A 13,332-nucleotide genomic window follows, 5' to 3' on the forward strand; every position below is an offset into this window, starting at 1 on the left:
GATTTACCGACAATAATCGCTAAAACTAGCACCTTATATAATGAGAAAAGGCTGTTCCAACATATGGACAGCCTTTTCATCTACTTCTTTACTTTTCTAACTCGCCCTCTTATTTCTCCTCTTTTTTGTGATTTCGTATGGACATTAACATATACATTTGCTTGAATAATTTCTTGAAGTAAATGTACAAATGATTTCCCTTGTAAAGGTCCCTCAAAATCCTCTACATTCACTACACCAGTAATACTTCCCTCGTTCAAACTAATCCCTTGCTCCAGTGGACCATACAAATATAAAACAACAGGACCAATTTGAGTAGACTTCCCTAAATGAATTTGACACGATGTAACCTTTTCTATATTTTTTAGTATTACTCTGTAATGCAATTTCGTTAAATCATCACTAAAAATAAACTCTGCTACCCCAAAAGCTTCTGTATTTACAGGAGGCACTTCCCTCTTACCTGTTAACCTGGCAAAGAAATGTGTTGTCATAAGGCATTCTCCTTATATAAATTTCCCAGCACTACTTCTACTACTTTATGGTTTAGACATAATCATTTATGACTTTTTCAATTTTAATTACAAAGAAAAGATTCACAAAATCTTTACATTAAAATCGTTCCTGTAGATTGAAAGTCTCTTGTATAATGCACATAGAAAAACATTATAGGAGGTTATTTTGAAAAAAAACAAACACATCTTTCACACATTATTAGAGATTTTTCTCGTCTCATTTAAATTAGGACTTACTTCATTCGGCGGTCCTGTCGCTCATCTCGGCTATTTTCACCACGAATACGTGCAAAAAAGAAAATGGATGGATGAACGAAGCTATGGAGATTTAGTAGCGCTATGTCAATTCCTTCCTGGTCCTGCCAGCAGTCAAGTCGGTATGGGGGTTGGATTATTAAGAGGCGGACTATTAGGGGCTATTATTTCATGGATTGGATTCACTTTACCGTCTGTACTTGTTTTGGTTTTCTTCGCCTCATTCCTTAATCAGTTCGATCTTGGAAGTGCTGGCTGGATTCATGGACTAAAACTTGTAGCAGTAGCTATTGTCGCTCATGCCATATGGGGAATGGCGCGAAAGTTAACTCCAGATCGCAACCGTGCGACGATTGCGATTGTAACTGCCGCAATTGCCTTATTATGGCCAAGTAGTTGGACACAAGTCATCCTTATTATAATATGTGGCTTTATCGGCTGGTTTTTATATCGCAACCAACCAATTAGCCAATCACAAAATATAAAAGTACCTATTTCAAAAAAGATAGCAGTTTCTTGTCTCGTCTTATTCTTTGGACTATTACTGCTGCTACCGATATTAAGACCGTTTTCTTATTACATCGCTTTATTTGATAGTTTCTATCGTTCTGGCGCACTTGTATTTGGAGGAGGACACGTCGTGCTGCCCCTTCTTGAAGGTGAGTTCGTACAAAACGGAATGATGACGAAAGAACAGTTCCTAGCTGGATACGGATTAACACAAGCAGTACCAGGACCACTATTTACATTCGCCTCTTATATAGGAGCAGTATTAAACGGGACGCTTGGGGCAACACTCGCAACAATTGCGATTTTCCTCCCTGCTTTCTTACTCGTTATTGGTGTTTTACCATTTTGGAACAGTGTGAGAAAAATATCATTCATACAAGGCGCACTACTTGGTGTTAACGCCGCAGTTGTTGGTATTTTAATTGCCGCTTTTTACGATCCTATTTGGACGAGTACAGTTATAAATGCTTCAGATTTCGTTTTCGCTTCGCTTCTTTTTTGCTTACTAGCTTTTTGGAAAACACCACCTTGGGTTATCGTTATACTGGGAGCCTTTGGCGGATATATTCTGTCCATTTTATAAATAAAAAACGACGGCATGATGTAGCCGTCGTTTTTTCTATTAAAACTTCACAAGCTCTATGCCTTCTGGCAACTCACTCTCTGTTAAAATACGCAATTCCTTCACACGATCCATTACGTAAGAAGAACGCTTCACAAGCTCTGGATCAATATATGCTGGATGAACCATAATTTCTACCGTTTGTTCACCTTGTACTCTTTCTTTTAACTTCACAAAGTAATCTTCCGTCACACCATCCGCATAAAAGTCACTGTAAAACACATCAGAAAATGGATGCACCGCTCTATCTTCCTCACAACGACGAATCGGAACATTATATTTAGCCGCTAATCTCTCAAGAACATCATGTAAGATCGGTAAACCATGCACATGATGATGACTATCTAAATGAGTTGGTGTTAATCCGTAAGATAAAAACTTCTCAATTTGAGCAGTCCATTCTCTCTCAACTTCTTCTGGATTTATATTCCCTTCCCTTACAACACTTTGTTTATGAAACGATCCGTTTTCCCCTACGAGTGACGGTACATCCTTTAACAGTGGTTCTCCTGCCGTTAATACGAGATGTACGCCTACTCCGAGTAGGTTGTACTCTTTCGCTAAGCGTACCGCATGCTCTGTTCCTGGCATATTCATCATCATCGTCGTTGAATTTACAAGTCCATTTATATGCCCATCAATAATGCCGTAATTTGTACCTTCTGTAAGACCGAAATCATCTGCATTTACAATTAACTTAATCATCATAATACCTCCTAATAGAATAAAAAAAGCGGGCTAAATAGCGCCGCTTTTACTTCTCTACCTTTTTGAAGAACTGCGGAAGATACTCTTTATGTGCTTCCAACATTTCATCTAAAATTTGTTTTGCAACTTTATCTGATGGTACAAGTGGATTGATTGTCATAGCAAGCAGCGCCTTATGATAATCCCCTGTAACAGCAGCTTCAATTGTTGTGCGCTCAAATGATTTAATTTGTTGTACTAAACCGCGAACTGGTACTGGAAGATCTCCCACTGCAATTGGTTTTGGGCCTTCTTTCGTAATAATACAGTTCACTTCAACAGCTGAATCATGTGGTAAGCTTGCAATTGTTCCGTTGTTTCGTGTATTAACAGGCTGGATATCACCTTTATTATTGTAAATAGACGTAATTAAGCTACATGCTGCATCACTATAATAAGCTCCGCCACGTTTTTCTAATTGTGGTGGTTTAATATCTAAGTTCGGGTCTTTATATAACTCAAATAAATCATTTTCTAATTGTTTTACTACTTCTGCACGTGTACCTTTTTCAACAGAAGCTTCTTTCTCTTCTTCTAACATTTCACGTGTTTTGTAGTAGTAACGGTGGTATGGACATGGAATTGCACGAAGTCCTCGAATAAAGTCTGGTTCCCAGTTAAGCGCTGCGATATTTTCCATCGTAATTTGCTTTTCTGGATCTGTCACAAGCTCTAACACACGGTCCATTACACTCACGCCATCTAAATATACGTCTAATCCATATACCATATGATTTAAACCTGCGAAATCAACGTGAACACGACTCGCATCTACTTCAAGTAATTTTGCAAGACCCATACGAATTCCGATTGGAACGTTACATAGACCAACTACTCTTTGAATATTTGTATAACGAAGAACAGCTTCTGTTACCATACCAGCTGGATTTGCAAAGTTAATTAACCATGCATTCGGACAGAGCTCCTCCATATCTTTACAAATATCTAAAATAACAGGAATCGTTCTCAACGCTTTGAATAAACCACCAGGACCATTCGTTTCCTGACCGATTACATCATATTTTAATGGGATTGCTTCATCTTTTGCACGTGCTTCTAATAAACCAACGCGAAGTTGTGTTGTTACGAAGTCAGCATCTTTTAATGCCTCGCGACGATCAAGTGTTAAATGTACCTCGATTGGTAAACCTGATTTTTTCACCATACGTTTCGCTAAGTTACCAACGATTTCTAACTTTTCTTTTCCTGCCTCAATATCTACTAACCAAATTTCACGAACAGGCAGTTCATCATAACGCTTAATAAATCCTTCAATTAACTCTGGTGTATAACTAGATCCACCGCCGATTGTAGCAATTTTAATTCCAGTCATGTTTTATTCCCCTTTCGCTTCAAGCTTTTTATAAAGATCGATAAACTCTGCTGCTAATTCTTTCACTGTAATCGCATTCATTAAATGATCTTGTGCGTGAATTAAAAGAACACTAACCTCTGTTTTTTCTCCTCTTGCTTCTGATTGTATGAGCTCTGTTTGGAAATGATGCGCTTCATTAATCGCTTCTTTTGCCTTTACCATCGCTTCATCTGCTTCTACCATTTTCCCCTGTTTGGCAAATTGAAGTGCCTCCATCGCAAAGCTTCGTGCGTTACCACTATTTAAAATCAATTGGAATGGAATTTGTTCTGCTGTAGTCATCATAATTACCGCCCTCTCTATAAGGTTCAACCGATTTAAATACCCCTTCAGTTTGAACATGTCTATTAAAGTATGAATTTATTAATGATAGTTTAGTGTTCATATAGATGTTTTTCATCTTTTTGAACATGATATAAAGGTAATTGTTCTCACAGATTATGTTGTCTGTGAGAACAATTACTATGTTACATAGGTACAGAATTATTATTTCCTTGTGCTGCTGCTTTTTCAGTACGAACAACAGAACGGTCGCATAATACAACGAATGGATAGTAGATTACCATCGCAATTACAAAGTTGAATAACTGTAGAATTGCACCTGAAAGATGTCCACCTGTTACAAGATAACCACTAATAATTGGTGGTGTTGCCCATGGAATCATTGCAACTGTTTTTGGTACCCAACCAATAGATATAGCTGTATAAGAAGTAATTACTAATACAATTGGTGTTATGATAAACGGCAAGAATAAAACTGGATTTAAAATAATTGGTGTACCAAAGATTACTGGTTCGTTAATGTTGAATGCACCTGGACCAATTGATAAGCGAGATACACCGCGTAATTGTGCACTTTTTGCTACAAGTAATACAACTACTAAGAACGCTAATGTTGCACCAGAACCACCAAGATATACGAAAGTATCAAAGAATGGTTTTGTAACAACATTTGGAACATCAAATGCAGATGTGCCACCTTGGAATAACTTCATATTTTTCTCTAATGCTGGTAAGTATAACGGCTCAATAATACCACCAACGATATTTGGACCATGTAAACCGAAGAACCAAAGAAGATGAACAAGGAGTACAATGACAATTGCACTTGGTAATGTCCCTGCTAAACTTTGCAGTGGTGATTGAATCGTATTAAAGATAAATTCATGAACACTTGTACCAGCTAACTTCACTGCTAATTGAATACCTGCAACTACTGTTAAGATAACAAATGCTGGAACTATAGCTGCGAAAGATCTTAAAACTGCTGGTGGTACTCCATCAGGCATTTTAAAAGTAATGTTTCTTTGTACGAAGAAACGGAATACTTCAGTAACAAGGAGTGCTACAATAATTGCTACGAATAACCCTTGTGCACCTGTCCAAGCTAAGTTCAATCCGCCTTCTTTCGGTGTTGTTGGCGTAAGAATAATTAACGCACCAAATGAAATAATACCTGCTGACAAACCATCAACGCCGTAAGATTTTGCTAAGTTATAACTTGTTGTAAATGCTATGATTAGTGCTAGAATCGCGAAAGAACCAGTCCACATTCCACCGCCAACTTGTTTCCACGTTTCACCAAACAAACCTTTCATGAAATCTTGGAAAGCCTCAGATGGAAAACCATTAATTAGTGATGCCAGTGCACCAACTAAAATAAGTGGCATAACTGCGATAAATCCGTCACGGATCGCAGCTAAATGACGTTGCGATCCGATTTTACCAGCGACAGGAACAATATATTTCTCCATGAATGCAATAAACTTTTGCATTTCGCTTCCCCCCTAATTATTTTTTAAGTGTTAATGCGTGATCTAAAACTGCTTCTCCATTCATCATGCCGTAGTGCATTGGATTGATAACGTCGATTCCAACGTTTCTCTCATCAGCAAGCGTTTTCATTGAAGAAAGCATGTAACGAACTTGTGGTCCTAGTAATAATACATCTGCTTGATTGATATTCGTTTTTACTGCATCCCCAGATACAGCCCAAATCTTGCCTTCTAAACCGCGAGCTTTTGCAGCCGCTTCCATTTTTGTAACTAGTAAACTTGTAGACATCCCTGCTGAGCAACATAATAAAATATTCATTTGAAAATCCCCCTTGTGTAGTATAAAAAATTTATGTTTTATTTATTTTTCTTTACGCTATTTATTAATGCAATTAGCGTGCCAACTTTTTAAAACCACTAAAATCAGTGCTTTTTCGACTGTTTTCTTTGTGTGTTAACGCTTTCAATTAGTGTGTCGTCCAAAAAACACACAGTGTGTTATAAAACAACACGCTTTTAACACATAACTGTATGAAAATAGATTAGTGTTTAGTTGTCTAGTTGTGTTTAAAATAAAAAAACACTAAAAAAATTTTTTAGCGTGAAAATCTAGTGAAAAATAAACCTCTCTTAAACACACTCTTCTATCCATTGTCCAAGCACACTCTACTAAATTACATAAAATAGAATAAAATAACACAATTCGAAAGGGGATTCCTATGCCAAAACATAGAAAACAAAGCAAAATAAAGATTTATAGAATAACAAGCTATAAAAAAGACAAGCGTTCTGAATTAGACTCTGACAAATTTGAACTAGAACAGCAGGACAAGCATGATATACAAGAAAAACAAGATAAACAGGACAAACAGGATGAGCAGAATAAGCAAGATAAGCAAGTACAATCGGAAAATGTAATTATAGTACCTACAGATTCACACAGCTTAGATGTGTGGGATGAAATTTCTCTAAAGGAAATACAAGCTGGTGAACATACGAACCTATTTGAAGAAAAAAGTAATTATCAAAATATTAATTTAGTCCAAGTAAACGATGTTCGCTTATACTTGGACAAGCAACTACAATTTAGTTCCGTTGATGAGCAAATTTATCATGAAGCACTTGTACATCCAATTATGTCAAAAGTAATCGATCCAAAACGTGTTCTCATATTAGGTGGTGGCGATGGTCTTGCCTTACGAGAAGTTTTGAAATATGAAACTGTGCTACATGTAGACCTTGTTGATTTAGACGAGGCGATGATTAATATGGCACGTAATGTTCCAGAAATAGTATCTTTAAACAAAAATGCTTTTTTTGATAATCGAGTGAACGTGCACGTATGCGATGCAAAAGAATTTCTAAATTCACCTTCATCTTTATACGATGTAATCATTATTGATTTTCCAGACCCAGCGACAGAGTTGTTAAGTACTTTATATACAAGCGAACTATTTGCTCGTATAGCTACATTCTTAACAGAAGATGGTGCTTTCGTCTGTCAATCTAATTCACCTGCTGATGCACCTCTAGTATATTGGAGTATCGGTAATACAATTGAACACGCTGGATTAACTGTAAAAAGCTATCATACAATCGTTCCTTCTTTCGGAACTGACTGGGGATTTCATCTTGCTACTAATTCTGCACATGTACTCGATCAAATTGAACAATTATATGTAGTACCAACTCCTCGAACATTGCCTGCTCTTCTTTTTCCTTTATTTCAATTTAAAGAAGAACATCTAGAACAACGTAACCTCGCTCTTTTAAATTCAGAATCAAATCTTATCTTACATCAATGCTACAAACAGGAAATGAAGTTTTGACGAAATTATAGTAAGGAGTGCTGCCCTATGGAATATTCTACTTTTGGCAAGCATATAATAGTAGATTTGTGGGGAGTGGACTTTTCCCTATTAGATGATATGCACTTTTTAGAATATCATCTAGTTACAGCTGCAGATTACTCTGGTGCCCATGTTTTAAACGTAAGTAAAAAAGAGTTCCAGCCATATGGTGTTACTGTATTAGTGTTATTATCAGAAAGCCATCTTTCCATTCACACTTACCCGGAACAAAATTTTGCAGCTATTGACTGTTATACTTGCGGTACAACCGTTGAACCACAAATAGCGATTGATTATATCGTAAATATATTAAAACCGGAACGGATGCATATAAAAAGATTAATTCGTGGTATAGGAGAAATTGTTACTGCCGATTAATTATAACTCTTACTCATCCGAAAAAAGGAGGATTGTAAAATACCATCAGTGGGATGAACATTCCACTGATGGTACAGGCACATACATAAAATGAAATTTTAATTAGTGGGAGTTTTACTGCCCGTTAATTCGAGATAAAAAAACCTTGCATAAGCAAGGTTCATTCATCCACCGACATCTTCCTATATAACTCTACAAACTCACTCGCTAATTCTTTCACCGTAATTGCATTCATTAAATGGTCTTGTGCGTGTACCATTAAAAGAGTAACTTCGGTCTTTTCACCACCAGCTTCTCTCTGGATAAGCTCCGTTTGTACACGGTGCGCCTCTTTTAATTCCTCTAGTGCTTCTTGTAATTTAGCTTCAGCTTCTGTAAACTCCCCACGCTTCGCACAATCAATTGCTTCCATTGAACAACTTCTCGCGTTTCCCCCATGCAAGATTAAATGAAAAGCTTTCGTCTCTATCGTATCCATTTTAGTTCTTTACTCCCCCTTTTCTTCCGCCAGTTTTTGTTTATCCCATATTTTTAAGAACGGTAAATAAATGAAGAATGCTAGCGCAAAGTTAACAAGTTGTAAAATAACACCTGAAATTTTCCCGCCCGATCCTAAATATCCACTAAAAAGAATAGGTGTCGTCCAAGGTACAGCGGCCCCACTCGGACGTGCGACCCATCCCCATTCCATTGCAAAGTACGAAACAATTGTTAACACAACTGGAACTAATATAAATGGAATTAGTAAAAGTGGGTTCATCACAATCGGCATACCAAAAGTTACCATCTCATTAATATTAAATATACCAGGTGCAATTGACAATCTCCCTAAACTTTTTAATTGTTGACTTCGTGCAAATAGTAACATTCCAACAACTAGAGCAAGCGTTGCACCAGAACCGCCCATATAAATCCATAAGTCAAAAAACTGTGCCGTAATCGTATTTGGTACATCTTGCCCAGCTTGAAAAGCAACTCGGTTTTGATCCATTAACGACAACCAAACGGGGCTCATTACACCACCAACAATAGTAGCACCATGAATTCCACACGACCAAAGAACATGAACGAGAATAACTGCTATTATTGCGCCCCAAAGACTAGCACCAAGTACACTAAGTGGTTCCTGTAAAATTTGTCCTACAATATTATGGATACTGCCAAAAGAAGTATTTTCTATAATTAAGCGTAAAATCCAAATAACTGTTACAACAATAAATCCTGGAACAAGTGCCGCAAATGAACGCGTGACAGCTGGTGGAACTGTCTCTGGCATCTTTATGATTATCTTTTTTTGTACAATAAATCGATAAAGTTCAGTAGATATAAGTGCAATAATCATTGCTACAAATAACCCTTGGCTTCCCATTAATGCAGCTGGGATAGCGCCTTCTACAAGTACACTTTCTTTTGTACTTGGTATAATATATGCAACTTGAAATGGCGTCGCAAGTAAAAACGTCACAAGCGACAATGCCCCGGATGCTAAAGCATCCACTTTATAATACTCTCCAAGCCTGTAAGCGATTCCAAAAACAGCTATTAAAGCCATTATATTAAAAGTTGCACTAACTGGATACCCTAAAGCTCTCTGCCAATTCTCACCAAACAAACCTGCCATAAACTCGTTATATCCGGGTATTGGCAGTGCACTAATAATGAGGAAAAACGATCCAATAATTAAGAAAGGCATCGTTAAAATAATTCCATCTCGAATTGCTTGTAAATGCCTCTGCTCTGCAACCTTCCCTGCTACTGGCATCACGTACTTCTCTAAAAACCGTATCATCTATCCCACTCTCCTCATGGTTTCATTGACAAAGCTGCTTGCAAGATAGCTTCTCCATTACAAAGTCCGTAATGAACAGATTGAATGACATCAACAGGTATCCCTTTATCCTTACATAATTCTTTCATTTTCGGTAATAAATAACGTACTTGCGGTCCAAGTAAAAGGACATCAGCTTTATCAATATGACTATTCACTTCAGAACCTGATACTGCCCAGATTTTCACTTCTATCCCTCTTGCCTCTGCTGCTTTCTCCATCTTTGTAACAATCAAACTGGAAGACATTCCCGCTGCACAGCAAAGTAAAATATTCATCCCGCTTCCCTCCCCTTTTTTCTCTACCTAAATTATGGTGCACTCCTTGCCACCACTAGGTTACAAATATATATGTCTAGATTTCCTGCTGTATGCCGAGCTTAAAAACAAAAATTTCTTGGTTTTCGCGCTATTCCATCTATCCGTATTCTCCTAGTAAAGAGAACTCTAACTCGCTATAATGATTCAGTATGACTTTTTTTAATTGATAGGAGGATATATTTATGAAGGCATATCGCTTTCCACTTATTTTATTATCTTCTATCCTAATTGGTGGTTTCATTGGTTATTTCATGGGTGCCGATGCAGTTGCTTTAAAGCCGCTTGGTGACATTTTCTTAAACTTAATGTTTACGATTGTTGTACCTCTAGTGTTCTTTAGCATCGCATCGTCTATTGCTAATATGGATGGATTAAAACGTTTCGGTAAAATTATGTCTAGTATGGCTGGGACTTTCTTATTTACAAGTATTTTAGCTGCTATTTTTATGATTATTGTTGTGAAAATATTCCCGCCAGCACAAGGTGTTGTACTAGAATTAACACAACCTGACAAAGCCGGCAAAGCTGTTAGTGTTGCAGATCAAATCGTCGGTATTTTAACAGTATCTGACTTCTCGAAGTTACTATCTCGTGAAAATATGTTAGCTCTTATTTTCTTCTCTATCTTAATGGGGATTGCAACTTCAGCAGTTGGCGAAAAAGGAAAGCCATTCGCTACATTCCTACAGGCTGGTGCAGAGATTTCAATGAAGGTTGTATCTTTCATTATGTACTACGCCCCAATCGGACTTGCTGCTTACTTTGCAGCATTAGTTGGCGAATTCGGACCACAACTTCTTGGAACTTACTTCCGAGCAGCAATGGTATACTATCCTGCTTCTCTAATTTATTTCTTTGTATTCTTCACATTCTATGCATACCTTGCAGGTCGCAAACAAGGTGTACAAGTATTTTGGAAGAACATGGTCTCTCCTACAGTTACATCACTTGCAACTTGTAGTAGTGCCGCAAGTATTCCAGCGAACTTAGAAGCAACGAAGAAAATGGGTATTTCTTCAGACGTTCGTGAAACAGTTGTCCTTCTTGGTTCTACACTTCATAAAGACGGCTCTGTTTTAGGTGGCGTATTAAAAATTGCTTTCTTATTCGGTATTTTCAACATGGAATTCGAAGGACCGAAAACATTAGCAATCGCACTTGTTGTTTCTCTATTAGTAGGAACAGTAATGGGTGCTATTCCAGGCGGCGGTATGATCGGTGAAATGTTAATCGTATCTCTATACGGTTTCCCGCCAGAAGCACTGCCAATTATCGCAGCAATTAGTACAATCATTGATCCACCTGCAACGATGTTAAACGTAACAGCAGATAACGCTTGTGCGGTAATGACAGCTCGCCTTGTAGAAGGTAAGAATTGGATCAAAAACAAATTTGCTTAATAGAAAGAGGATGCTCGTTTAGAGCATCCTCTTTCTTTATTTGTTGATAAGTTGATATTTCCTCTCGCCACAAATTTGTTACAATCTTCACAAATATTCCACATCCATTATCCATTCTCCGTACTATAATCATGTATGGAAAAGGAGATGGAAATAATGACACAAAGCGCACCTGAATTTAAAGTTTTGCAAAGCATTGCATTTCTCGCTGTCGTTTTGCAAAGTTCGTTATTATATACAATGAATCAAGGAAATGTCTCACTTGAGCAATCCCTCATTATGGGTATGCTATTTAATCTTGCAAAATTCTCAGCACCAGCATTCATATTTATCGTTGGATTTCACTTAATTCGTCACTATACGAAGCAATTAGTATATAAAGAATATATTTCTGAAAAAGCGACACACTTACTCATTCCTTATTTCTTTTGGTCTATTCTTTACTTATTAACAACAAATGATCTTATTACATTACAAGGCGGAATAAAAAGTTTATTACTCGGAACAGCCGCGCCCCATCTTTGGTACGTTATTATGATGTTCCAAATTCACTTATTGTTCCCTTTACTATGCACACTTTTTTATTGGTTTCAAAAACGAACAGAAAATAAAAAAGACATATATAAATATATGACCTTTTTCGCTTGCCTATATTTTCTATTAATGTGGTTCTCTTCTCACTATATTTTTAATGGAGAAAAATTAACAAGTTCAACAATTTTACATTATACAGATCGATCATTTCTATTCTACTCATTCTATTTCGTTATGGGTGGCATTGCCGCTGTAGCACTAAAAACTTGGCGTCTATTCGTCATGAAACATATCCCGCTTATAACAATATTATTTTTCATCTTATTTTTATTCATCAATTATGAGTTGTTTAGTTTTTACGGAGCAAACTCTATTCATTTAACTGTTTCTACCTATTTAAAGCCATCTATGTTTTTATATATCGTATGCGAAATTATCATACTGTATGTGTTATCTATTATGATAGTACAGCGTCGTGGTTTCTTATATAAAACGTTACGTTTCATTGGAAATTACACGTATGGTGCTTATTTAGCTCATTTATTCTTCTTGCAACTATGCACAAAACTTCTTTCCTTATTCACGCTGCAAGAAAATACTATATTATATACCCTATTACTATTTGTGTTAACGGCCATTATCTCTATTTCAACAATGGTCATTTGTAGCACAATACCATTTCATACTTGGATTACAGGACCTTCTCCTACAACAAAGATGAAATGGACGAAGGTTGTATTCCGAAAAAATCATAAAAAACTATTCAAGCCATATATTTGATATAATAATACGCATATAAAAAGAAAGCGAGAGACACCTATGATTAATCAAGTTGGACAAATTATGCTATATGTAAATAACCAAGACGAAACAGTACAATTTTGGACAGAAAAAGTAGGGTTCCAAATCATTGCGGAAGAAAATAACGGAAACGGATTCCGCTGGATTGAAATTGCACCGGCGAAAGAAGCAGGAACAAGCATCGTCCTTCACGATAAAGCGTTAATCGCGAAGATGCAACCTGAACTAAACCTAAATACACCTTCACTTATGTTCTTCTCAGATGACTTAGACCGTCTATATAAAGATCTTTCTGAGAAAAATGTCACAGTTGGACAGGTTGTAGATTTACCTACTGGTAGAGCATTCAACTTTGCTGATAATGAAAATAATTACTTTGCAGTAATGGAACGTAAATAAAAAATAAGCTATCCGAAAAAATC

General features: G+C 36.8%; 15 protein-coding genes. 6 read left to right on the forward strand and 9 right to left on the reverse strand.

Annotated elements, in window-relative coordinates:
• Positions 1-80: 80 nt before the first annotated feature.
• Positions 81-494 carry an exosporium regulatory protein ExsM gene (gene exsM / locus ACTFR3_RS17995; protein ID WP_000207046.1) on the reverse strand — a complete coding sequence of 138 codons (414 nt, stop codon included), beginning with the start codon at positions 492-494 and terminating at the stop codon, positions 81-83.
• 187 nt (positions 495-681) lie between these two features.
• Here exsM and ACTFR3_RS18000 point away from each other — a divergent pair, with 187 nt between their 5' ends.
• On the forward strand, positions 682-1,863 hold the full coding sequence (locus ACTFR3_RS18000) for a chromate transporter (RefSeq protein WP_000739648.1): 1,182 nt from the start codon (positions 682-684) through the stop codon (positions 1,861-1,863).
• A gap of 39 nt (positions 1,864-1,902) precedes the next feature.
• Here the strand turns inward: ACTFR3_RS18000 and chbG are convergent, their stop codons facing one another.
• The 5 genes from chbG to ACTFR3_RS18025 all read right to left on the reverse strand — a co-directional run bounded on the left by chbG (position 1,903) and on the right by ACTFR3_RS18025 (position 6,118).
• Entirely contained in the window at positions 1,903-2,607 is a 705-nt protein-coding gene (gene chbG, locus ACTFR3_RS18005) for a chitin disaccharide deacetylase (RefSeq protein WP_000593496.1), read from the reverse strand.
• Positions 2,608-2,656: 49 nt separating this feature from the next.
• Positions 2,657-3,982 carry a 6-phospho-beta-glucosidase gene (gene celF, locus ACTFR3_RS18010; protein ID WP_000145750.1) on the reverse strand — a complete coding sequence of 442 codons (1,326 nt, stop codon included), beginning with the start codon at positions 3,980-3,982 and terminating at the stop codon, positions 2,657-2,659.
• 3 nt (positions 3,983-3,985) lie between these two features.
• Entirely contained in the window at positions 3,986-4,309 is a 324-nt protein-coding gene (locus ACTFR3_RS18015) for a PTS lactose/cellobiose transporter subunit IIA (protein WP_000989059.1), read from the reverse strand.
• 182 nt (positions 4,310-4,491) lie between these two features.
• Entirely contained in the window at positions 4,492-5,799 is a 1,308-nt protein-coding gene (celB, locus tag ACTFR3_RS18020; protein WP_440044635.1) for a PTS cellobiose transporter subunit IIC, read from the reverse strand.
• Between the two features lie 16 nt (positions 5,800-5,815).
• Positions 5,816-6,118, reverse strand: coding sequence for a PTS sugar transporter subunit IIB (locus ACTFR3_RS18025; RefSeq protein ID WP_440044636.1), 303 nt, complete (start codon positions 6,116-6,118; stop codon positions 5,816-5,818).
• 400 nt (positions 6,119-6,518) lie between these two features.
• On the opposite strand from ACTFR3_RS18025, the gene ACTFR3_RS18030 reads away from it, so the two are divergent.
• Positions 6,519-7,628 carry a polyamine aminopropyltransferase gene (locus ACTFR3_RS18030; protein ID WP_074553750.1) on the forward strand — a complete coding sequence of 370 codons (1,110 nt, stop codon included), beginning with the start codon at positions 6,519-6,521 and terminating at the stop codon, positions 7,626-7,628.
• Positions 7,629-7,655: 27 nt separating this feature from the next.
• The gene (gene speD / locus ACTFR3_RS18035; protein ID WP_000456821.1) at positions 7,656-8,027 is read left to right on the forward strand and encodes an adenosylmethionine decarboxylase; all 372 of its coding nucleotides are present in this window, start codon (positions 7,656-7,658) and stop codon (positions 8,025-8,027) included.
• Between the two features lie 160 nt (positions 8,028-8,187).
• Here speD and ACTFR3_RS18040 read toward each other — a convergent pair whose 3' ends face one another.
• From ACTFR3_RS18040 to ACTFR3_RS18050, 3 genes are read right to left on the reverse strand one after another with little or no spacing between them, the layout of a single operon-like run.
• Positions 8,188-8,505, reverse strand: a complete 318-nt coding sequence (locus ACTFR3_RS18040; RefSeq protein WP_440044637.1) for a PTS lactose/cellobiose transporter subunit IIA — start codon at positions 8,503-8,505, stop codon at positions 8,188-8,190.
• Between the two features lie 9 nt (positions 8,506-8,514).
• Positions 8,515-9,816 (reverse strand): PTS cellobiose transporter subunit IIC, encoded by a 1,302-nt coding sequence (celB, locus tag ACTFR3_RS18045; RefSeq protein WP_000617789.1) that lies wholly within the window; start codon positions 9,814-9,816, stop codon positions 8,515-8,517.
• A 14-nt stretch (positions 9,817-9,830) separates the two neighbouring features.
• A complete protein-coding gene (locus ACTFR3_RS18050) occupies positions 9,831-10,133 on the reverse strand; it encodes a PTS sugar transporter subunit IIB (protein WP_001023543.1) in 303 nt (100 codons plus the stop codon).
• A gap of 224 nt (positions 10,134-10,357) precedes the next feature.
• Between ACTFR3_RS18050 and ACTFR3_RS18055 the strand changes: the two genes are divergently transcribed.
• The 3 genes from ACTFR3_RS18055 (at position 10,358) to ACTFR3_RS18065 (ending at position 13,309) form a co-directional block, all read left to right on the forward strand.
• Positions 10,358-11,575, forward strand: a complete 1,218-nt coding sequence (locus ACTFR3_RS18055; RefSeq protein WP_000649362.1) for a dicarboxylate/amino acid:cation symporter — start codon at positions 10,358-10,360, stop codon at positions 11,573-11,575.
• Between the two features lie 156 nt (positions 11,576-11,731).
• On the forward strand, positions 11,732-12,889 hold the full coding sequence (locus tag ACTFR3_RS18060) for an acyltransferase (protein WP_440044638.1): 1,158 nt from the start codon (positions 11,732-11,734) through the stop codon (positions 12,887-12,889).
• A gap of 39 nt (positions 12,890-12,928) precedes the next feature.
• Positions 12,929-13,309 carry a VOC family protein gene (locus ACTFR3_RS18065; RefSeq protein ID WP_000610160.1) on the forward strand — a complete coding sequence of 127 codons (381 nt, stop codon included), beginning with the start codon at positions 12,929-12,931 and terminating at the stop codon, positions 13,307-13,309.
• Positions 13,310-13,332 lie beyond the last annotated feature (23 nt).

Origin of the sequence: Bacillus cereus group sp. MYBK14-1, assembly GCF_051916885.1 — a bacterium.
Taxonomy (GTDB): Bacteria; Bacillota; Bacilli; order Bacillales; family Bacillaceae_G; genus Bacillus_A; species Bacillus_A cereus.